The sequence below is a fragment of the Lysinibacillus sp. UGB7 genome (assembly GCF_049058285.1).
Taxonomy (GTDB): Bacteria; Bacillota; Bacilli; order Bacillales_A; family Planococcaceae; genus Lysinibacillus; species Lysinibacillus sphaericus_B.
Genome location: NZ_JBMGUV010000018.1, coordinates 1 through 20,899 on the forward strand (window position 1 = coordinate 1; position 20,899 = coordinate 20,899).

Consider the following 20,899-nt stretch of genomic DNA (forward strand, 5'->3'; position numbering starts at 1 on the left):
TAACAATCATTAACAATGTTTTTCCCACAATACCTTCCTTTGATCCTTGATATTGAATTTGTCGCTCTTTATTGTTGGTGATGAGTATCGGCGTTATAATACTCTTCGCATTTTCTCGAACGAAGTCCCAATCTACCTTAATTAGTATTTGACCAATTGATACAGGCTCCTCTTCTTTCACCAATATCGTAAAGCCTTGCCCATTTAGTGAAACTGTTTCCAAACCAATGTGAATAAGAAGCTCTGTACCATCCTTTGCGCGAATCCCGATCGCATGTTTCGTCTCAGCAACAAATATGACTGTACCGTCAATCGGTGCATGAACATGCCCATCAATAGGTACGATTGCTAGCCCTTCACCAAGCATTCTTTCGCTAAAAACGGGATCAGGTACTTGATCAAGTGACACAATCTCTCCATGCATCGGTGCATAAATGTGCAACTTCCGTTTACCAAATAATTTTGAGAGCATCCGCACGACCTCCCTTGCATGTCTTATAAAAGGAATCAAAAAAAAGTATATTTCACTATATTATGCTGTCGGATAAAGCAGAACTGATAAGAGGAGGTCTTAAAATATTTAGTCATAACAGCAGTTACTTGACCTTTATTTATAGATATTTCTTATCGTTCAAACAATCTGCTAAAATTTGCTGCTCATTTCCATTAAATCAGCTATGATTATTGTATAAATAATATTATAGGGTGAAAATTTATGAAAAAAAATGTACATGTAGTTGGAGCAATTATTGAGAATGAGAAGCAGGAGATTTTTTGTGCTTTAAGAAGTCCAGAAATGACATTAGCAAATTATTGGGAATTCCCTGGAGGTAAAATCGAAGTTGGAGAAACGCCTGAACAAGCATTAATCAGAGAAATTACCGAAGAATTTAATTGCTCTATAAAAGTTGGAGAAAAAGTGGAAGATACTACATACGAATACGAAAAGTTTATTGTTCGCTTAGAAACGTATAAAGCTCAATTATTAAAAGGCAAACCCATCGCAATCGAACACGCTGAAACTAGATGGGTTTCTCGTAAACAACTTTTTGAACTTAACTTCGCTCCTGCTGATATACCTGCAGTTGAAAAAATTATGAATGAAAAATAAAGGCTATGAATTTCAATGAAATGGTGTGAAGTATATGGAGCAACTAATTCGCAAAATCGAACAATCTTTTTATAAAGGTTTTATTGATCAAAATAAGGCTGTACCTACGCAATTCAAGCCAAAGCTACTAACAAATAAAACGCACGAAAATGTTTTATCGACACTACTACAAGAATTAAAAACGTGCCGAACTTTTACTTTTTCTGTCGCCTTTATTACAGAAGGTGGATTAGCTACCTTAAAAACGATGCTTTACGACCTCCGACTTAAGGGCATAAAAGGTCGAATTTTAACATCGACATTTTTAAACTTTAATCAACCGAAGATGTTTATAGAATTATTGAAGCTTGAGAATGTTGAGGTTCGATTGACTGGCATTAAAGGCTTTCACTCCAAGGGATATATATTCGAACATCAAGATTATTATTCGTTAATAGTAGGAAGCTCAAATTTAACTGATAGCGCACTGAAAGTAAATTATGAATGGAATATGTTTTTAACATCATTAGAAAATGGTGAGGTCATCAATCATTTTAAAAGGCAATTTGAGGATGCTTGGTATGAAGCAATTCCATTAACAAATGAATGGATTACAAATTACAAACAAAGCTATGTCCTACAACCATTTATAAAACAGACTACTGCAAATGCTTTGGAGATTAATGCGCCCCAATATTTAACAAACGCTCTAGCAGATAGTCTTGCTGTCCAGCCAAATAAAATGCAAACATCAGCTCTTGAACAAATAAAAAATCTCAGAGCATCTGGTGCGAAAAAAGGCCTCATTATTTCAGCAACTGGAACAGGTAAGACGTATTTATCTGCATTTGATGTACGAAATTTTGCACCGAAAAAAATGCTCTTTGTTGTGCATCGAGAGCAAATCTTAAAGAAAGCACTGCAAGATTATCAAAAAATACTAGGTGGTCCAGAAGTCGATTTCGGCATTCTTTCGGGTAACTCAAAAGACACAGATGCTAAGTATTTATTTGCAACCGTTCAAACTATATCTTCACAGCGCTATTTACTACAATTTAAAAAGAATAACTTCGACTATATTTTAATAGATGAGGCGCATCGTGCAGGAGCAAATACTTACCAGGCCATTCTCAATTATTTTGAACCTGAATTTCTTCTTGGCATGACGGCAACTCCAGAACGTACAGATAATTATAATACCTACGAGCTATTTGATTATAATATTGCCTATGAAATTCGCCTCCAAGCAGCTCTTGAAGAAGATATGCTTTGTCCCTTCCATTATTTTGGTGTTACTGAATACGAAAAAGATGGTGAACTCATTGATGATACTTCAAAACTTCAGTTCCTTGTTTCTGATGAACGCGTTAAACATATTATCGAAAAAATCAATTACTATGGCTATTCAGGCGAAAAAGTACGAGGATTAATATTCTGTCGTTCAAAAGAAGAAACACATGCATTATCAACAGCATTAAATCTCCGCGGTTTAAAAACAATGGCTCTTACAGGTGACCACTCACAAGCAGAACGAGAGGATGCTATTAAAAAATTGGAGCGTTCTGAGCTTGAATACATTTTAACAGTAGATATTTTTAATGAAGGAATTGATATCCCTTATTTAAATCAAATCATTATGCTACGTCAAACGCAATCGAGCATTATCTTTATTCAACAACTTGGACGAGGATTACGTAAACATGATTCTAAAGAGTATGTCACTGTTATCGATTTTATTGGTAATTATAAAAACAATTACTTAATTCCAATCGCATTATCTGGCGACCAAACTATGAACAAAGATAACATACGGCGCAAAACAGTAAATACAAATTATATTCAAGGGGTCTCCACAATAAACTTTGAGGAAATTGCTAAGAAGCGGATTTTTGCAGCTATTGATGAAAAAAAATTAAATTTATCGTCAGTAAGATTTTTACGCTCGAAATACACAGATCTAAAATATCGACTCGGTAGGGTTCCTACACTCCTTGATTTTATAAAATATAACTCATTAGACCCCGAAGTTATTTTTGAAAATAGTCTAAACTACCACGCCTTTTTAGCTAAAATGAAAGAAACTGTACCTATTTTGTCATGCTATGAGCTTGCTATTTTAACAATGTTTTCATTAGAGCTCATCAATGGAAAAAGAATTCACGAAATCATTTTACTCGATCAATTATTAAAAACTGGCTCAGTTTCAAAAATGGATTATATCCGTTTACTAGAACAATCTGGTACATATTTAGATGATGAAACACTTATTTCTGTTGAGAACTATTTGACTTTAGATTTCTTTGTCACTACCGCACGAGAGAAATATGGTTCAATACCTATCATCATGTTGCAAAATGACATATATTACTTTAACAATGAGCTGGAAACTAGCCTTCATAATTCACAATACAAATCCATGCTTGTTGACATTCTTTCATGCGCCTATGAGAAGAATAAACAATACAATATTACTCAACCGTTTACACTCTATAAAAAATATTCTCGAAAAGACATCTGTAGACTGCTGAATTGGGATCGCAATGAAGAAGGTACACTTAATGGTGGTCGAATCAAGATGAATTCTTGTCCTATCTTAGTAAATTATCATAAAGCTGAAAATGATGATTCTGAAGTTAAATACATGGACGAGTTTTTATCAGCAGAAATTTTCAAATGGTGTTCTACAAAGAATCGAAGCATCACAGCTAAAGACATTGCACCAATTGTAAATTCCCATGCTTTAAATATAGCTATTCACTTGTTTGTAAAAAAACATAATGGTGAGGGCAAAGATTTTTATTACCTAGGTAAAGGAATTGTCGATTCTAAAAGTGCTCAAAATGGTAAGTTAATAGATAAAGGAAAGCCATATTCTGTAGCTACTATGAACATGTTTCTAGAAAACCCGGTGCAACACGATATCTACCATTACTTAGTAGAAGAATAACTACAAAAAGATGACATTTAAGGATTTTTTCTTAATGTCATCTTTTTTTTCGTTTAATAATTGTAGTGAATTGTGTGCGTGCCAGGCACCCTCAAATCCACTTCCTAACAGGCGGAATACTTTGTGGAAAATGAAACACATTGAATGGATCATATGTCGTCTTGATTTCTCTAAGCCGTCTGAAGTTTCGTCCATAATATGCGGTAGGCCAATCTTTTATATTGCGATCAGGAAAATTCACGTAATCACCAGCAGTGTAAGGCGATAATGCTCGTCTCAAGTCTTCGATCCATTGAATGTTTTGTTTTTCTTCTTGTGGCTCTTCCCATGTAGTTAGGTATTCTTGGGCAATGAGGGCATTTCTATAAAAATAGGCAGTACGACTTGGCGCAACCTGGCTTACTGCACCTCGGAGCGATTGGTGCCAAATTTCAGCATTTCTATTTGGCGCGTTAGCTAAAAATTCTTTCATTCTTCTGATAGCCGCGTGTGGAAAAGGTTTTTCAATAAACGAACCCGACCTTTTGCGAAGTGCAGGTTGATTGCCACTTGGGACATCGAAAAATCGCACAGCTTTGATGTAAGGGGCGTCCTTTATCCATACACTTGTCGGTGAACCAGTCCTCCTTAAAGGACGAAGGAGTTTTTTTAATTCATGTGCTGAACCAACAAACTCGCCTTGGGCAACAACTTCACCCACTTCCTTTGATTTGAGCTCAATCTGTGAGGTCAAGCGTTCGTCTGTATAAGGGGCCCACTTCTGCCATGCATCAAAGGCGAGCTCAAAATCTTCCCAGCCCCACGTGATTGAGAAAATAGACACATCTGAAATAGGATGGAGCTTAAATGTCAGTGCTGTGACAATGCCGAAATTCCCGCCACCTCCCCCGCAGCAAGCCCAAAATAAATCGCTGTTCGAATGGTTGTTTGCCTTTATAAGTTCTGCTCCTAAATGACCACTTGCGCCGACCATTTCAATTTCCAATAAATTATCACAAGTAAGCCCAAACTGCCGTGATAGCATACCAATTCCCCCACCGAGTGTTAAGCCAACGACTCCGACACTGCTTTCGGTTCCTGCTGGAATGGTCATGCCATATTCCCATAATTCACGATATACTTTCCCTAAATCAGCCCCTGCTTCAATTCTTGCTGTCATGTCTTTCACATTGATAGTTATTGCATTCATGTCACTTACATCAATAACTATGCCTTCATTCACTAGAGAATAATTTTCATAGCTATGCCGACCGCTCCTTATTCGAAATGGTTCATTGTTTTCCCTAACCCATCTTAATGCATTTACTACATCTTTTGTATTTTGACAAAATACAATTTTACTTGGGAATTTTGCAATGCTTAAGTTGTTATTAATCCTAGCCTGTTCGTAATCCGGATCACCAGGGGTAACAATTCTTCCTGTTAGCTTTACCTTCTTCAACGTACAACTCCTTTCTCAAATGATGCCATGTGCATGTACTATCCTATGCACAGCATTGGGAAAGAAATATGAATTTTGAAATTTTTAAAAGTATAAAACGTTACTGTATATCCTTTATTACGCATCAGATAAATACTCATTTTATAGCCTTTTACATATGATGCACTAATGAAACTACTTTGGGGGGTGTCTTGATGATTATACATGTGGTGAGCACCGGTGAAACACTTTGGCAAATTGCGAACCGCTACGCTGTCCCACTCAATACGATTGTCCAATTAAATGCGTTACCCAATCCAAATCAATTGATGGTCGGTCAATCACTCGTTATTCCTTCGCCTTATACAACGCACATCGTTAAAAGTGGCGAAAATTTAGGGACGATTGCACAACAATATGGTGTGCCCGTTCAATTGCTTATCCTAGAGAATCATCTAACAAATCCAGATAACTTAACGCCTGGAACAAAACTAGTTATTCCACCAATTACGCATATTGTGCAACCTGGGGAGACATTATCACAAATCGCCAATCGCTATGGTATGACCGTTGAAACTTTAGTTTTAGAAAATGGCATCACAAATCCAAATATGATATATGCGGGAATGCGCTTAATTATTCCAAGAGCGAAACCTACAATTGAAGTAAATGCTTATACGTATCAGCCGAGTGAAGAAGCGGTTAATTCTATTGACGCCATAGGCAATCTGCTTACTTATTTTAGTCCCTTTGCTTATATGATAAAGGAAGATGGATCATTACAGCCCATAAATGATAAAGCCATGATAGACGCTGCTATTTCAAAAAATATTATCCCTATGCTAACCATTACAAACTTCTCTTCTACAGAAGCAGGTTCCAATTTAGCGCATGTAATTTTATCTAATGCGGCATTAAGAGAGAAGGTAATAAATAATGTGATGCAAGTGATGCAAGATAAGGGCTATAAGGTGTTAAATATTGATTTTGAAAATGTCTTACCAACAGATCGGGAAAATTACAATCTATTTCTACAATTAGCTGTTGACCGTCTTCACCCGAAAGGATATTTAGTTTCGACTGCTCTTGCACCAAAAACAAGCGCCAGCCAAACTGGAACATTATATGAAGCACATGATTATGAGGCACACGGGAGAATTGCGGATTTTGTGGTGTTGATGACGTATGAATGGGGCTATCGACTGGGTCCTCCACAAGCTATTTCGCCCATTAACGAAATGAGGAAAGTTGTGGAATATGCCCTTTCAGTAATTCCTGCTGAAAAAATATTTTTAGGTTTTCAAATTTATGCCCGAGACTGGATTCTGCCACATGTTCAAGGGCAAGAAGCAGAGACATTTAGCCCTCAAGAAGCAATCAGTAGAGCAGCAAAATATGGCGCAACCATTCAATATGATATGACTGCTCAATCTCCTTATTTCCGTTATGTTGATGAACAAGGTAGAAATCATGAAGTATGGTTTGAAGATGCCAGAAGCGCTCAAGCGAAGTTCAACATGGTTACACAATACAATCTTCGTGGTGTCAGCTATTGGGCACTAGGTTTCCCTTTCCCACAGAACTGGGTATTATTAAATAACGATTTCTCGATTATAAAACAATACAAAACATAATAGTCTTTTTTATTATTGCACAACAGCTTAAAATGTATTTGCAAATTGCTCTTCACTTTTCTTGTCCAATATTTGCCCATGATAAAAAATCCGTTTCAATGCCATATTAAGATATATCAAATGGAAAGGAGAATGCAACATGGGAAGAGATAATAAGCAAGGGCAAAGTAACAACAAAGGTTCATTACCTCAAACGCCAAAAAACCAAAAAATCGCGCCAGACAAAGTGAAAGAAGAGTTTTCGCAAGAGTTTACGGAGCTTATTAATGCAGTAACTAAAAATAAGCAAAAAAAATAAGGAGGGCTTCGATTGGAATATCAACGTGCGCAAGAAATTGTCGCCTCTTCATCAGAATATGAAGTAACATACAATGACGTTTCTGTATGGATTGACAAGCTTCACGATGATGAAAAAACAGCAACTGTGCATTTACGACGCTCGTTAGAAGAACGATCCGAAGTCGATATTTCAGAATTAAAAGAAGAATATCTCGTACATTAATAACATCATTTGTCTAAACCCTAAATAAACGAGCACGCAATTTTAAATTTTGCGTGCTCGTTTTGCGCATCGTTTCAAGGGAATTATTGTAAATCCTACTTATTGTCGGTTTTCAAATAATATATTCCTCAACATATTTAAACTGCCCTAGAATCTCATCTGCATGACTATGTAATTCATTAAAGGTTGCTGTTAGTTGCTCAGCGGCAATTGGCTTACTAAATAAATAGCCCTGGATATAATCACAACCGCCATCAATAAGGAATGCAAGCTGAGCCACTTCCTCAATTCCCTCAGCAACTACTTTTAAGCGTAAATGCTTGGCCATTGAAATAATCATGGAAACAAGTGCTTCATCGTTAGGATCATGCTGAATATTACGTACAAAGGCACGATCGATTTTCAAACAATCGATGGGGAAATCTTTTAGGTATGAAAGCGACGAATAACCCGTACCGAAATCATCGACTGCAATTTGAATACCAAGTGCTTTAAGTTCATGAAGCAACTGTGTCATTTGATCGATATTCATCGTCATACTTTCTGTAATTTCTAGTTGTAAATAATGAGGCTCTAACTTTGTTTGCTGTAAAATCCCCTTAACCATTTGCACCAAATCCTGCTGGAATAACTGTCCGAGCGATAAATTGACTGCCACCTTCATTTGTGGCAGACCCTGTGCTTCCCACGTCTTTGCTTGGCAACATGCTGTTTCTAATACCCATTTTCCAAGAGGAATAATAAGGCCGGATTCTTCTGCAATCGGAATAAACATATCAGGTGGTACAAAGCCTCTTGTTGGATGGCGCCAACGTACAAGTGCCTCCACAGATTCAATGTTACCTGTTTTCAAATTTACTTGTGGCTGATATTCCAGATAAAATTCATGATTTGTAAGTGCCTTATGTAGTTCTTGCTCCAGCATGATACGATCTGCCATGCCGTTAGACATACTAGGGGTGTAAAAAAGAAATCGCTGTGGGATTTGGCTCGCCTCACGCATAGCTAACTGCGCATGCATCAATAATTCCTCTCCTGAGCTACCATCTTCATGTAACGCAATACCAATATTTAAATTACCATTTAGAGAGAATAGCTGTACTTGTAATGGCTTATCCATAGCACTTTTTAAGTTAAAGCAAAATTGCAACAGCTCTTCTTTTGTCCGAACATGATCAATATAAACGACGAACTGACCCTCACGTAGTTTTGTCGCAAAGTAGTGTGGAGGTAAAATCGCTTGGATTCTTTCCGATACGAGCTTCATCATTTTATTGGAATAACTAATCCCGATAGATGCACTAATCGCTGCTAATCGATCAATTTCAATTGCGATTACTGCTTTTTGCTCTCTATCTGTATGCAAATCTTCCTTCAAGATTTTCAGCAAAAGACGCTCGTTTGGTAGTTGTGTAATATCATCATGATAGGCTTGAAATCGTAGTTCCTGTTGCGAGTGTTCAAGGTCTTGTTTAATCTGTAAAAGTTGCTGATAAGGCTTTTCAACCGATGTATAATATATCGCTTTTAAAATCAGATAAAACGCATAAAATTGGAAAATAAGCGCTGAAAAGTTCCAAATTTCATTTGGATATTTCCCAATAACAAATAAAATATCACTTAAAATTAAGTAAAATGCCGCACTAATTAGCCACATGACTCGTTTAGGTACTTTTTTATAATACTTACATAGAATATATATCGTTATACCTTGCAAAATCGCTGCTAATAGGTGAACCTTATCAAGTGCGATATACACCCAGGTATCTTCTTCAATAAATGGCTGTAAAATCATCGGAGGTCTAGACAAAATAATAAGTGCACACGTAACAAATAGTAAGGAAACGCCATATGTATATACTCGATAAACCATCGTTAATCGTTTTTTAGCTTTTAAAATAATAAACAATACACCTATTGCCAAACATAAACGCATGAGCAGATGTAACCACATGTTCATATAAGAGCTTTGCATAGCATTTGCCCCTAATATAACAATGTTTGCTATCTCTAAAAGTGCAATGATAAAAAACAAGCTACCTATGTATAATGTTTGATTTGATAATAAGTGTGAAAATACTAGCCAAGAATGAATGGCAATTGCCATTGTAAAAACAACAATCAGTATTTGCATAACTAAATTTAAATATATGTAACTTTCTTCCGTATAAACTCTGTTGAGCTGATTCCCGTAACCTAAGAGAGGTATTAACAATAGTAATGGTAATGCTATATACCATATCTCTTTCTTGTCTAACTTTTGATGATTACTCCTTTTCTCCAACACTAACCCTCCATACCCTTTTGAACCCTAATACTAGTATGTATCACTCGAAATAAATAGGTAATTTCATCTATTAATAAGAAATAAAGCTTTTAAAATTGTATATTTCTTTGACTTCTTACAAATCATAGCATTTTTTTTGGAATTTGTATGCAATTATTATAAGTATGCTAATATTCAATTTATTTAGATATTAGCATACCTATATCTCATCGTTCTTCTTTAGAAGCTAAAAGTTGACGAAGTTTTATCATCAGTCTTACACGTCTTTTTTTGACTGCTACAACGGACAACTGTAGTTCACTTGCTACCTCTTCATAGCTATAATCCTCCAAGTAAAAAAGAACTAACAATTTTCTTTCCTCCATTTTTAATTGGAGCATTATCGTTTCTAACAAAGCCGACTCTACCTCGTGATCAACTTGCTCCTCACGTATTCGGTATGCATTTAACGTCTCATCATCCATCGGCGCAAATTGCTTTTCAATACGTTTTTCTTTTGTTAACTCCTTCATGATTTCTCCTCTCACTGTCGTATAAATATAAGAAGAAAATAGCCCTTTCGCAGGGTCAGCTTTTTTCCATGCCTCCCAAACCGCTATTGCAGCAATATGTCGATAATAGTCAAAATCTTTGTAAATATGACACTTCAAAAAAATAGACGTAATCATTGGCTGCACTAATTCTAATACTTTTGCAAATGGTAGCTCTGGTGATAGGAGTTGCTTTTCATGTTGTTTAGACATTTTTTATCCTGCCGACTGTGCACAATCCGTTATTCCTAGGTGATACTATCGTAGCCATTCATAATGAACGCGTCGAACAGCCATTTTGCTGAAATCCCCCATATGATATATAAATAGCTGTTTAACTAACTACAGAAATATAGGGTGGAAATTTCCCAAATCCTAAGTTTTGCTCTGATTTTTATACATATTTCTTGAATCGATGGACAAATTACTAATAAGGAGGCGAAGAATTAGATGAATTTTCAAATAAGAGATGCGATTACAGCCAATGTACATGGACAATCAGCAACAGAAATTAAGGATATTGTTGTAGATGCTATTGAACGCGGCGAGGAACACTTACTACCAGGTCTCGGTGTATTTTTTGAGAAGTGGTGGCAACAATCTAGTACTGCTGAGCAGGATGAATTCGTACAAAAGCTAGAAAAAGTCTTTGCACACTAATTTTTTATAATCAGTTCATTCCATTTCCAATAAACGCATGATAAATTAGATTTATCTGAAAGTTTGGAGGGATTGGAATGTCTGTTGCTGTAGAGTTAATAGTAAATCAACTAAGAAAAGTGTTATTGGATGAGCAAGTATCAACGAACGAAACGGTGCGGGAGCTACATGGGAAAGATGAATCCCATCACGCAATGAGCATGCCAGACATCGTTGTTTTTCCGCGTTCTACAGCGGATGTCAGTGCCATCTTGAAAGTTGCACATGCCGAGCGTATACCAGTCGTACCATTTGGCGTGGGCTCAAGCTTAGAGGGCAATGCGATTCCAATTGCAAGGGGAATCTCCATCGACTTCTCTGAAATGAATGCCATTTTGGATATTCGACCAGAGGATTTACTCGTTAAAGTACAACCTGGTGTGACACGTGCACAGTTGAATAAGGAATTAAAAAAACATGGGCTTCAGTTCACTGTAGACCCTGGTGCTGACGCTACACTTGGCGGCATGGCAGCAACAAATGCAAGTGGAACGACCGCTGTACGTTACGGCGTGATGCGCGATCAAGTACGTGATTTAGAAGTTGTACTCGCAGATGGCACAGTTATTCATACAGGTAGTTTGGCAGCAAAATCTTCTTCTGGTTATCACTTGAATGGCTTATTTGTCGGTTCTGAAGGCACATTAGGTTGCTTTACCGAACTAACTTTGAAAGTCTATGGTATACCGGAGTTTGTGACTGCTGGTCGTGCAGTATTTGCGACAGTCGGCGATGCTGTCAGTGCAGTTGCCACATTATTACAAGCAGGCATTTCAGTTGGACGCGTCGAACTTGTTGATGAGGCTTCTATAACACAAGCAAATATTTATAATGAAACATCTTATAATGAAAAACCAACATTATTTTTAGAATTCCACGGAAATGAAGCGGGTATGCAGGCTGATATCGAATTTGCAACAGAAATTTTTGAAGATTTTCATTGTTTGACTGTTGAATTTGAGCATGACAATGCCGCACGCAACAAACTTTGGGAGGCACGTCATTCGCTGGCCTATGCCTATATTCATGCCTTTCCAGGGAAAAAGCTCATGTCGACAGATGTATGTGTGCCAATTTCAATGTTAGCTGAAACAATTTTATATGCTCGTGAACAACTAGATGAAGTTGGACTGGCAGGAGGAATTGTAGGTCATGTGGGAGACGGTAATTTCCATGCCCTGTTGATGTTAGACCCAAATGACGTTGAGGAACAGGCGAAGGCCGATGGTTTTAACGAACATCTCGTGCAATATGCATTGCTTCGTGGCGGCACATGCACCGGTGAACACGGTGTAGGTATCGGAAAAATGAAATACCAGGCAACGGAGCACGGCGCTTCTTTACTGGTCATGAAGAGCATCAAGGCAGCTCTTGACCCAAACAACATCATGAATCCAGGTAAAATTTTCTCAATGTAAAGTTATGCTTGGTCTAGAATCATACTTTTTTTAAAAGATTGTCCACAAAAGGTATTCGGAATGTTCACATGCCGAATACCTTTTGACATTTATCAAAAATAGTTGTTACAAATAGCCCTTATTAACGACAGTAGTACGCGACTTGATTCAGCCCTTCTTGACGTTTTGCCTCATAATGCACGCGTTTCCTTGTGCACGATTTTCTTTGCAAATTTACGCTTGTTCGCACTCACTTTGACATGTGTCAAATCAATAAAGACATGGTCAGTGCTCCATAATCCTTGATCCGCAATTTCTTTTAAGATGCGATAGAAGTACACTATTTGATTGGAGCGCAGGCAACTTCTGCGGGAATAGCATGAGCGAAAAGGCCCCACAGGAGCCCTCGCGACGAGGAGAATGAAGCCATGCCCGCGAAAGCGTCCGCCGCAGCGCAAATCAACGGTTACATAAAAATACTTAAGAAAATCCCAATTGACGTACTAAATGATCTTCAGGCACCATTTGGTCAGTCCATTGTCAGCAATCCCGTTCATTATTAATATTGTTCGTCCTCCTATCCATCACCTCCATCATTTATAGACGACCACTAGTTGATTGGAGCGTAGGCGGCGACTTCTGCGGGAATAGCATGAGCTAAAGGCCCCGCAGGAGCACTAGCGACGAAGAGAATGAAGCCATGCCCGCGAAAAGCGTCCACCGCAGCGCAAATCAACGAGTTCCTAAAGATACTTCTATTTGAAAAGAAAAAACTGTAAACATTAAGTATTTTCGAGACCTGAGATGCTACTAATGGATAAATAACATTAAAATCAATAGCCGCTTCCAATTGGCGTACTAAATGGTCTTCAGGCACCATTTGGGTAATTGTCAGCATGTCTAATGGATATCGTTCATTATAAATATTGTTATTCCTTCTATCCATCACCTCAATCATTTATAGATGCACTAGTTGATTGGAGCGCAGGCGGCGACTTCTGCGGGAATAGCATGAGCGAAAAGGCCCCACAGGAGCCCTCGCGACGAGGAGACTGAAGCCATGCCCGCGAAAAGCGCCCGCCGTAGCGCAAATCAACGGTTTCATATAGATACTTCTATTTGAAAAGAAAAAATACAGTAAACAAACTCCTTTTTTTAAGTTGTCTACAGTCTGATGGGGCTGACCCAAAAGTAAAAACAACATACTTAGAGGTGTCCAATCATGCTATTTTTTACCCTATAGGAAGGCTCACATTATTGTTTGAAGGACTTTTTAGACAGCCCCACCTTTTTATTGAAAATCATTAAAACGGCAATTACTAAAATCACGTTCTGTCCCTAGTGCGCGAGGTACCATTGTTTCAACGAGATAATCCTCTTCCTCATAAATAATTTTCTTCAGCTCAATGCCGAAAAACTCCTTCATCTGGGATTCCGTCATCACTTCTTGTACATTACCATAAACAATGCCCTTTTCTTTCGCTGTCATCATTACCTTGTCAGCAAGGTAAAATGCATGATTCGGATAATGCGTATTAATGATGCACGAAATACCGCGTTCCTGTGACAATTGCTTAATGGTTTGCAAAATCACAATTTGCTTTTGTATATCCAAATGTGATTCTGGCTCATCCAAAATTAATACCTCCGGATCAGACACAAGTGTACGTGCAATCAAAGCCAACTGGAGTTCACCCCCACTAACTTCATTGCATGATTTCTTCGCAAGATGCAAAATACCAATCGTATCAAGTGCTACATGTGCTGCTGCCATATCCTTCGCTGATGGCTGAGCCAGTGTACTAATGTAAGGTGCACGCCCCATGACAACAAGCTCCTCCACCGAAAAGCCGAATACCATTTTATGTGCTTGTGGCACATAGCCAATACGCTTCCATAGTTCTTTTCGATCCAGTGATGCAAGAGGTTTCCCATCAATCAATGTCTTTCCTTTTTTCCAATCAAGAAGCCCTGTAATACATTTCAACATCGTTGTTTTTCCAGCACCATTTGGTCCAAGAATAGCCATTATCTCACCAGGCGCTAGGGTGAAATTTATATCCCTTGCGTATAATTGAGGAAATTTTTTGCGGCGTTTTTCATAATAATAATTACCATCCACCACTTCTATTTTCATCCCCAGCCACCTCCTGAACGGCGTAATAAGTATGCGAAGAACGGTGCCCCGATAATCGCTGTCAGTATAGACAACGGAATTTCCGTTGCTGTTAATGAGCGGGCTAAATCATCAATAATCAATAAATAGACACTTCCAATCGCAACAGACACAGGCAAAACATATTGATTGTTATTGCCAACAAGCATACGTGCGACATGCGGGATAATTAAACCGACCCAACCAACAATACCTGCGACAGCGACAGATGCTGCAGTAATAAGTGTCGCACCAAAAATTACTACCCATTTTAAACGTGCCACTGGAATCCCCATTGATTTTGCCTCATCCTCTGGCAATGTTAAAATATTCAAACGCCAGCGAAGTAAATATAATAGTAGAATACCAATTAAAATAAGTGGACCACCAATATATAAATCTTGATACGTCGCTGTTCCCAGACTTCCCATAAGCCAATATGTAATCGCTGGTAACTTTTCTTCCGGATCCGCCATAAATTTTGTTAGGGAAATCAACGCATTAAAGAGCGCGGATGTTACAACACCAGCTAATACGAACATAAAAATAGGTGCATTTTTCTTTGCACCAGCTACTAGAAATGTAAAGCCAATTGCCCCTAGCCCAAAAATCAAGGCCATTACTTGCGCTGTGAAATTTTGCCCAAATAATAAAATCCCTAGTGATGCCCCAAAACCAGCCCCCGCCGAAACACCTAAAATATCAGGTGATACAAGGGGATTACCAAACATGCCTTGAAAACCTGCACCCGCAATTGCTAATCCTCCGCCAATCAGAAGGGCAAGTAAAATACGAGGTAACCGAATATTCATAACGACCGTTTCTTCCATTTGTGTCCAAGTTTGTTCTATCGGGAACACTTGCGAAGTAAGGATTTTTAAAATATGCTCAAGCCCTACCTCGAAACGGCCAACGCCAAGAGAAACGATTGCTACCACAATGGGCAGCAACCATAACAATGCAACTTTCCATTTCTTCATCTAACCATCAGTCCTTAATATTTCGCCGCGTCAGAAGAAGGATTTAATACCGAATGAATTTCTTCGTCTGTTACGTCAAATTCATAAAAATCTTTATAGTACGTTTTTATTTCATCTTCAATCTTATAGTCAAATAGTGTTGGGTGGTTTTTTTGTGCCATCCATTTTAACATTAACGGTGCATCACCACTTGGTGGGAACCAGCGATATATGCCCAGTGGAATCTTATACACTTTACCGTCTTGTACAGCTTTAACTTCACTCCAGTCCTGGCCATTCACCTTATTTTCAAGTAAATCTACAGGCTGAGTCTCTGTAAAGTTTGTTATGTAAATAATATCTGGGTTCCATGCGTAAATTTGCTCCATATTTACTTCTTTTTTTCCTTGTATATCATTTTCAGCGACGTCCACCGCTCCTGTTGCATTCAACCATTGATTGCCAAAGAAGTTTTTCCCGCCAACTGTGATTGATTTATCATTATGCATAAACAAAATGAGCGCACGTGGCTTGTCCTGTGTTACGACGTCTTTTAATTTTGCATCGAGCTTTTCCTGTACTTTTTTGCCTTCTTCTAAGAAACGGTCAGCACGCTCGGTTGTTCCTGCCATTTGACTTGTTAATGTAAGCCAGCTATTGAATGTTGCCAATGGTTCAGCGGCCGCAGCATCAATCGCTTTTACAGCGACAACGGGAATACCTGCTTCTGTTATTTTGTTAATAGAATTCTCATCTGTGGCAATTTCTACGTATAATTGCGGATTTACTTTCATTAATTCTTCAACATTCACTTCACCATTTTGGATGAAAGATGTTTCAGCCTTTAAAACATCTGGTGAAATTTTCGCTAAAATTGAGTTTTGCGCTGCATTGTAGGAGTTGGGATGCATGCCTACAATCTCTTTTGTAGAATTTGTCGCTACATACCAAGTAGAAAAGTAAGGCAAAATTCCGCCAGTAACCACACGTTCGATTGTGCCCGGCACAGTTACTTCTCTTCCAAGTTGGTCTGTCACAATTTTCTCTTCAGCTGTTGTTTGTACTTCAGATGTTGATGATTCTGCTGGTTGTTTCGTCACTATTTCTTCTTTATCGCCGCAAGCAGCCAACATTGCGGTTAAAGCTAATGTTGCTAAAAACCCATATTTCTTCATTGTCCTTCTTCCTCTCTTAGCCATTTTGCTATACCGTGTAAAAACGGTCTTGATTGATCGATAAATCCAAGTCCGATATGAAACATCGGGTCAAGTGTCGTTACGACTAATTCACCGTTAAAACTTACGTTGTCTACATAAAACAGGGAACGTCCATCAGGAATATCGAGTAATGACTGGGCTCCATCTGGTGCTAGAAATGAACCGTGATAATGCCATTTCATATCACGAAGTGCTACGTATTTAAACAAAGGGTGTGTCTTGTTTTGTTCTTCCATTGGTAGGTCACCACCATCTTGAACCCACCAACTAAAATTCACTTCCGAATCCACCCAATCTATTGTAGGGAACCAATTGTCTAACACCTCGCCAAAAATAATTAGCCTCTTGCCCGATTCAATAAACGATAAAAATTGTGACTGATAGCGCTTTAAATGTGGAATATCTAAACGGCACGATAAAATCAGCGTGTCGTAATTTGCTAAATCATAACGATGTAGTTCACGAATATGCAAAATATCATCATACAAATACTTAAATTCTTCCTCCGCAAAAAAGCGATTTTGAAATGGTAGTCCATTCGTTACTATACCGATCATTGTCATTCCTCCCCTTTCGCTTTATTACGCTTATATTCCTGTCGTATGAATGCAAGCATTTGCACACTTAATTTGCTCGATGTATTATCCTCATCAATAAAGACCCGATAAATATCCGTCCCTGCACCTGCCAAAATTGTGCCATTTGTTGAATCATGGTCGACATAGATAATCACTGCTCCGCTTTGATCGGTTATAAGTACCTCGCCATGCAATGGGATGTTTTCAAAATATCCACGTGAAAAGAAACCGCGTACACCTTTCCGATAGTTAATGTCATACGCATCAATGTCTGCGAATATTGGATGCATAGGTTCTGTAATGATAATTTCGCGATCCTTCAACGGAATCGGGGAACGTTTCCAATTAGGCACACCTGTTAACCAAGGTAATGATGTCTCCGTTAACGAGAAAATTACCCCACCCTGTTTTAAATACTGATCGAGCAATATTTTTTGTTCTAGCAAAAATTGTTCCTCTACTAAATTGGTAATAATTAACCCAGCATATGCACGTAAATCCGCATACGGTAAATCGTATAAATATAAAAATGTCAATCCGCGTCGTCGATCCTCAGCTGACAGCCTTGCAAATTGAATATCAATGCCAACATAAGCAATTGGTTTCAAAACATCCCCTACTTTCTTTATGTAAAGTTATTGAAAATGATTATCATTTACAGTAAAATATATATCACAGTATATTGATAATGATTATCATTGTCAATGTAATCTCTATATTCCCAATAAATTCAAGGCATATTTTTGACATAAATAATATTTATAGTGCATCCACAATATTTTTTTAATATTATTTATCACTGAACGAATACCTATTATTTTTACAAGGAGGAAATAGGATGAGCATGCCATTTACAATGCTAAAGCTAGACCCAGGACACGCTTTTGGTGTTAATGGTCGTATGCAGAAAGATACAGGGAGCGAAGCAAGAATCGTAGAACAATACGATTTTGCACAGAAGGATTTAAACGAGATAGATGTGCTTATTATTCCAAACTTTATTGATCAGGAATTTTTATTTACGCAACGGGAAAAAATAACTAGCTTTTTAGCACAGAAAAAAATCGTTGTGTACTGTGGTCATTTATTCCGTGAGTGGTTACCAGGTTGTGGACCATTCATGCCACAACTTATCCGTAATTTTAAAGATTATGAAGTATTTCCAACTGCACAATCCACTATTTTCGAAGGTGTAACAACGGCAGATATGACGTTTAAAAAAGGAGTTGCGGGCTTCTTCGCACGCGGTTATCACCATGCACCAGCAAACGCAGAAATTTTACTAACATTTGCGAATAATAAGCCTGTTACATATGTGGACCGTTCTTCAACTAACGGCACAATTTTAGTTCATGCAGGACGTGATTTACTCGGTTATGCTGACGAAAACAAAACGACCGACCGCATTCGCCCGCAGTTTTTAGCATGGCTCGAATCGGAAGTACAAGCTTTAAAGGAGGAAGGAGAATGATGAGAAAAATCGGTGTTATTTACAGTGGCAATGAATCCCATTATCGGACATTCTACGAACCAAAATTCAATCAATATATTACAAAACTAATTTATCATCCGGATTTTTTTGCAACAGACATCGAAGACCTAGACGTACTCATCGTGCCATCACAACTAAACTACAAACTCTTACTTGCTAGTGTGACAAAAATTCATGCATTTGCCGAGAACGGAGGCATTATTGTCGCTTTCGGACCACAGCCATGGAATTGGCTACCGTCACAGAGGTGGGAGGAACGTCCGACAAATTTCTGGTGGTGGCTAGAAAAAGATGCTTCAAGTGGCTTAGTCCTACAAAACCCAGCACATCCATTATTTAATGACTATTTAACATTAGCTGACTGTACTTGGCATCAACACGGTGTTTTTTGGCCGCCTGAGCACTCGGATATTTTAATTTCAACAGAAGATGGTGCTGCTGTCATGTACGTAGATACTCATTCAACCTGCGGAACGTGGATTATTTCAACGCTTGATCCAGACTTCCATTTTGGCTCTTACTTCATGCCAGCAACAGAACGGTTCTTTGAAGGCTTCTTCCCTTACTTAGCATACGGGACCATATAAGTGACGAACGATACTCAAGTTTGTCTCAAATCGCTATTACACTTAAACAAATCATGATTTCCTATCGTAGCGACCAGCTATCACATGCGTTCGGTCAAGCTCCTCCAAATTTAGACATTGAAAACCCGCTGACAACGACCCTCTCAGCGGGTTTCTGTTTCTTACAAATCATAACGGAAGCTTTTCACTATTTTATCACCTTTATTAAAATCCTTTGACACATCACGTACAAAGCCCATGGATAAATAAAGTTCAATGGCAACTTGCATTATATCACCAGAATGTAAATACAATACCTGATCTTGTCGACTACGTGCAAAGGCAAAACTTTCGTGCAATAATTTTTTTGCGATGCCCTGCCCCCTACCATTTGGATGCACGCCTAATAAGCGTACAATAGTAGACTCAATGCCTAGTTCTGGAAGTCCGTATGCTTTCTCCGAATTTGTAAATAATTGCAGTCCACCTAAAATTTCATTACTACGCTTTGCTACTAAAATGGTCTCCGCATCAGGATTACCAACCGATGTCCGAATATCACTTAAATACTGTGCCCAATCCTCTGGTTTATCATATTCTTTTTCATACTGTGCATAACTCTCCACCAGCACCTCTAAGTACCGTGTATGATCTTCCTTGCGCAAATGTTCAATAACAATTTCAGCTACTGCCATATACAACGCTTCCTTTTCTAAATGCTGCCCTTACTATAAGCAGTCACTCTTTTTTCAATACGGTGTGCAATCCATTCCATAACTGCTGACACACCCCAGTAAATTAATCCCACTGCAATAAATGCCTCTAAAAATTTTAAATTAACGGATGCCACGATATTGGCTACTCCCGTTAACTCCTTTATCGAAACGAAAAATGCTAATGACGTCGCATGTAAAAAACCAATAAAAACATTCGTAAAGTTTGGAATCGACTGACTAAAAGCTTGTGGCAATATAAAACGTCGCATAGCCTGCGAAAAAGTTAAACCTACAGCATATGCCGCTTCAAGTTGCCCCTTTGGTACAGCTAAAATACCCGAACGTATAATCTCTGAGGCATACGCTCCAGCGCTTAATGTCAGTGCAAATAACACGAAAAATAAAATAGGAATGGCATTTGCATCGACATTGATTTTCAAGGCTTGCGCGACAGCATCCACTACAATTGGTAGCCCAAAATAAATCAGCATAATATGCATAATAATTGGTGTGCCTCTGAAAAAGGACACATAAAAATTTAATATTGGCGCGAGAATTTTTATATTTTGAATCCGTACAAAGGCTATCACTATGCCTATTAAAATGCCCAAAACTACAGGTGTAAACGTCATGAACAAGGTTAACGGCAGCACTTTACAAATTTCCTGTAAAGCCTCAAAAATAAAAGAAATGTCAATTGTCAAAGTCAA

General features: G+C 38.2%; 22 protein-coding genes and 1 pseudogene. 10 read left to right on the plus strand and 13 right to left on the minus strand.

Translation table 11 applies throughout. From position 1 onward, the window contains the following. Positions 1-472 (minus strand): PTS sugar transporter subunit IIA (locus ACOMCU_RS16400; RefSeq protein WP_421050764.1); only part of this gene is annotated, 472 nt, incomplete at its 3' end. 243 nt (positions 473-715) lie between these two features. On the opposite strand from ACOMCU_RS16400, the gene mutT reads away from it, so the two are divergent. Further along, a complete protein-coding gene (gene mutT, locus ACOMCU_RS16405) occupies positions 716-1,111 on the plus strand; it encodes an 8-oxo-dGTP diphosphatase MutT (RefSeq protein WP_421050765.1) in 396 nt (131 codons plus the stop codon). A 34-nt stretch (positions 1,112-1,145) separates the two neighbouring features. After that, positions 1,146-4,037, plus strand: a complete 2,892-nt coding sequence (locus tag ACOMCU_RS16410; protein WP_421050766.1) for a DUF3427 domain-containing protein — start codon at positions 1,146-1,148, stop codon at positions 4,035-4,037. A gap of 91 nt (positions 4,038-4,128) precedes the next feature. On the opposite strand, the gene ACOMCU_RS16415 is transcribed toward ACOMCU_RS16410, so the two are convergent. Then, on the minus strand, positions 4,129-5,478 hold the full coding sequence (locus ACOMCU_RS16415) for an FAD-binding oxidoreductase (protein WP_010860139.1): 1,350 nt from the start codon (positions 5,476-5,478) through the stop codon (positions 4,129-4,131). 194 nt (positions 5,479-5,672) lie between these two features. Between ACOMCU_RS16415 and ACOMCU_RS16420 the strand changes: the two genes are divergently transcribed. The 3 genes from ACOMCU_RS16420 to ACOMCU_RS16430 all read left to right on the plus strand — a co-directional run bounded on the left by ACOMCU_RS16420 (position 5,673) and on the right by ACOMCU_RS16430 (position 7,593). After that, positions 5,673-7,091 carry a LysM peptidoglycan-binding domain-containing protein gene (locus tag ACOMCU_RS16420; RefSeq protein WP_421050767.1) on the plus strand — a complete coding sequence of 473 codons (1,419 nt, stop codon included), beginning with the start codon at positions 5,673-5,675 and terminating at the stop codon, positions 7,089-7,091. 139 nt (positions 7,092-7,230) lie between these two features. Continuing rightward, on the plus strand, positions 7,231-7,389 hold the full coding sequence (locus ACOMCU_RS16425; RefSeq protein WP_155242467.1) for a YfhD family protein: 159 nt from the start codon (positions 7,231-7,233) through the stop codon (positions 7,387-7,389). Between the two features lie 12 nt (positions 7,390-7,401). After that, entirely contained in the window at positions 7,402-7,593 is a 192-nt protein-coding gene (locus ACOMCU_RS16430; RefSeq protein WP_010860141.1) for an H-type small acid-soluble spore protein, read from the plus strand. Positions 7,594-7,705: 112 nt separating this feature from the next. Here the strand turns inward: ACOMCU_RS16430 and ACOMCU_RS16435 are convergent, their stop codons facing one another. Continuing rightward, entirely contained in the window at positions 7,706-9,877 is a 2,172-nt protein-coding gene (locus ACOMCU_RS16435; protein WP_421050768.1) for an EAL domain-containing protein, read from the minus strand. A gap of 209 nt (positions 9,878-10,086) precedes the next feature. Continuing rightward, entirely contained in the window at positions 10,087-10,623 is a 537-nt protein-coding gene (locus tag ACOMCU_RS16440) for an RNA polymerase sigma factor (RefSeq protein ID WP_421050769.1), read from the minus strand. A 237-nt stretch (positions 10,624-10,860) separates the two neighbouring features. Between ACOMCU_RS16440 and sspI the strand changes: the two genes are divergently transcribed. Continuing rightward, positions 10,861-11,070, plus strand: a complete 210-nt coding sequence (gene sspI, locus ACOMCU_RS16445; protein ID WP_010860143.1) for a small acid-soluble spore protein SspI — start codon at positions 10,861-10,863, stop codon at positions 11,068-11,070. Positions 11,071-11,147: 77 nt separating this feature from the next. Then, positions 11,148-12,527: an FAD-binding oxidoreductase gene (locus tag ACOMCU_RS16450; RefSeq protein WP_421050770.1), complete on the plus strand. Its 1,380-nt coding sequence runs from the start codon at positions 11,148-11,150 to the stop codon at positions 12,525-12,527. 145 nt (positions 12,528-12,672) lie between these two features. Here ACOMCU_RS16450 and ACOMCU_RS16455 read toward each other — a convergent pair. Beyond that, positions 12,673-12,841 (minus strand): annotated as a pseudogene (locus ACOMCU_RS16455) (IS5/IS1182 family transposase); the annotation flags it as partial. 93 nt (positions 12,842-12,934) lie between these two features. Between ACOMCU_RS16455 and ACOMCU_RS16460 the strand changes: the two are divergent. Continuing rightward, positions 12,935-13,069, plus strand: coding sequence for a hypothetical protein (locus tag ACOMCU_RS16460; protein WP_421050771.1), 135 nt, complete (start codon positions 12,935-12,937; stop codon positions 13,067-13,069). Between the two features lie 47 nt (positions 13,070-13,116). On the opposite strand, the gene ACOMCU_RS16465 is transcribed toward ACOMCU_RS16460, so the two are convergent. The 6 genes from ACOMCU_RS16465 to ACOMCU_RS16490 form a co-directional block, all read right to left on the minus strand. Next, positions 13,117-13,464 carry a hypothetical protein gene (locus ACOMCU_RS16465; RefSeq protein ID WP_421050805.1) on the minus strand — a complete coding sequence of 116 codons (348 nt, stop codon included), beginning with the start codon at positions 13,462-13,464 and terminating at the stop codon, positions 13,117-13,119. Between the two features lie 333 nt (positions 13,465-13,797). Beyond that, entirely contained in the window at positions 13,798-14,643 is an 846-nt protein-coding gene (locus ACOMCU_RS16470) for an ABC transporter ATP-binding protein (RefSeq protein ID WP_421050772.1), read from the minus strand. Beyond that, entirely contained in the window at positions 14,640-15,641 is a 1,002-nt protein-coding gene (locus tag ACOMCU_RS16475; RefSeq protein ID WP_036130593.1) for a FecCD family ABC transporter permease, read from the minus strand. The genes ACOMCU_RS16470 and ACOMCU_RS16475 overlap by 4 nt, the downstream gene beginning before the upstream one ends. Positions 15,642-15,655: 14 nt before the next feature. Continuing rightward, positions 15,656-16,795, minus strand: a complete 1,140-nt coding sequence (locus ACOMCU_RS16480) for an ABC transporter substrate-binding protein (RefSeq protein WP_036130597.1) — start codon at positions 16,793-16,795, stop codon at positions 15,656-15,658. Next, entirely contained in the window at positions 16,792-17,394 is a 603-nt protein-coding gene (locus tag ACOMCU_RS16485) for a hypothetical protein (RefSeq protein ID WP_036130599.1), read from the minus strand. Before ACOMCU_RS16485 ends, ACOMCU_RS16480 begins: the two co-directional genes overlap by 4 nt. Positions 17,395-17,396: 2 nt before the next feature. After that, the gene (locus ACOMCU_RS16490; protein ID WP_036130601.1) at positions 17,397-18,023 is read right to left on the minus strand and encodes a hypothetical protein; all 627 of its coding nucleotides are present in this window, start codon (positions 18,021-18,023) and stop codon (positions 17,397-17,399) included. A gap of 230 nt (positions 18,024-18,253) precedes the next feature. On the opposite strand from ACOMCU_RS16490, the gene ACOMCU_RS16495 reads away from it, so the two are divergent. Together ACOMCU_RS16495 and ACOMCU_RS16500 are read left to right on the plus strand one after the other, a co-directional pair. After that, positions 18,254-18,886: a hypothetical protein gene (locus tag ACOMCU_RS16495; RefSeq protein ID WP_421050773.1), complete on the plus strand. Its 633-nt coding sequence runs from the start codon at positions 18,254-18,256 to the stop codon at positions 18,884-18,886. Next, complete coding sequence (locus tag ACOMCU_RS16500; RefSeq protein WP_036131599.1) at positions 18,886-19,494, plus strand: hypothetical protein; 609 nt, start codon at positions 18,886-18,888, stop codon at positions 19,492-19,494. Before ACOMCU_RS16495 ends, ACOMCU_RS16500 begins: the two co-directional genes overlap by 1 nt. Before the next feature lie 161 nt (positions 19,495-19,655). Here ACOMCU_RS16500 and ACOMCU_RS16505 read toward each other — a convergent pair whose 3' ends face one another. Then, a complete protein-coding gene (locus ACOMCU_RS16505; protein ID WP_010860148.1) occupies positions 19,656-20,168 on the minus strand; it encodes a GNAT family N-acetyltransferase in 513 nt (170 codons plus the stop codon). Between the two features lie 17 nt (positions 20,169-20,185). After that, the gene (locus ACOMCU_RS16510; RefSeq protein WP_036130607.1) at positions 20,186-20,893 is read right to left on the minus strand and encodes an amino acid ABC transporter permease; all 708 of its coding nucleotides are present in this window, start codon (positions 20,891-20,893) and stop codon (positions 20,186-20,188) included. Positions 20,894-20,899 lie beyond the last annotated feature (6 nt).

Excerpts from the sequence above, each read along its gene's own strand:
- sspI (WP_010860143.1), top strand. The coding sequence starts at position 10,861 with ATGAATTTTCAAATAAGAGATGCGATTACAGCCAATGTACATGGACAA.
- ACOMCU_RS16450 (WP_421050770.1), top strand. The coding sequence starts at position 11,148 with ATGTCTGTTGCTGTAGAGTTAATAGTAAATCAACTAAGAAAAGTGTTA.
- ACOMCU_RS16470 (WP_421050772.1), bottom strand. The coding sequence starts at position 14,643 with ATGAAAATAGAAGTGGTGGATGGTAATTATTATTATGAAAAACGCCGC.
- ACOMCU_RS16480 (WP_036130597.1), bottom strand. The coding sequence starts at position 16,795 with ATGAAGAAATATGGGTTTTTAGCAACATTAGCTTTAACCGCAATGTTG.
- ACOMCU_RS16425 (WP_155242467.1), top strand. The coding sequence starts at position 7,231 with ATGGGAAGAGATAATAAGCAAGGGCAAAGTAACAACAAAGGTTCATTA.
- ACOMCU_RS16420 (WP_421050767.1), top strand. The coding sequence starts at position 5,673 with ATGATTATACATGTGGTGAGCACCGGTGAAACACTTTGGCAAATTGCG.
- ACOMCU_RS16440 (WP_421050769.1), bottom strand. The coding sequence starts at position 10,623 with ATGTCTAAACAACATGAAAAGCAACTCCTATCACCAGAGCTACCATTT.
- ACOMCU_RS16475 (WP_036130593.1), bottom strand. The coding sequence starts at position 15,641 with ATGAAGAAATGGAAAGTTGCATTGTTATGGTTGCTGCCCATTGTGGTA.
- ACOMCU_RS16485 (WP_036130599.1), bottom strand. The coding sequence starts at position 17,394 with ATGATCGGTATAGTAACGAATGGACTACCATTTCAAAATCGCTTTTTT.
- mutT (WP_421050765.1), top strand. The coding sequence starts at position 716 with ATGAAAAAAAATGTACATGTAGTTGGAGCAATTATTGAGAATGAGAAG.
- ACOMCU_RS16500 (WP_036131599.1), top strand. The coding sequence starts at position 18,886 with ATGAGAAAAATCGGTGTTATTTACAGTGGCAATGAATCCCATTATCGG.
- ACOMCU_RS16465 (WP_421050805.1), bottom strand. The coding sequence starts at position 13,464 with ATGATTGAGGTGATGGATAGAAGGAATAACAATATTTATAATGAACGA.
- ACOMCU_RS16460 (WP_421050771.1), top strand. The coding sequence starts at position 12,935 with ATGCCCGCGAAAGCGTCCGCCGCAGCGCAAATCAACGGTTACATAAAA.
- ACOMCU_RS16410 (WP_421050766.1), top strand. The coding sequence starts at position 1,146 with ATGGAGCAACTAATTCGCAAAATCGAACAATCTTTTTATAAAGGTTTT.
- ACOMCU_RS16505 (WP_010860148.1), bottom strand. The coding sequence starts at position 20,168 with ATGGCAGTAGCTGAAATTGTTATTGAACATTTGCGCAAGGAAGATCAT.
- ACOMCU_RS16495 (WP_421050773.1), top strand. The coding sequence starts at position 18,254 with ATGAGCATGCCATTTACAATGCTAAAGCTAGACCCAGGACACGCTTTT.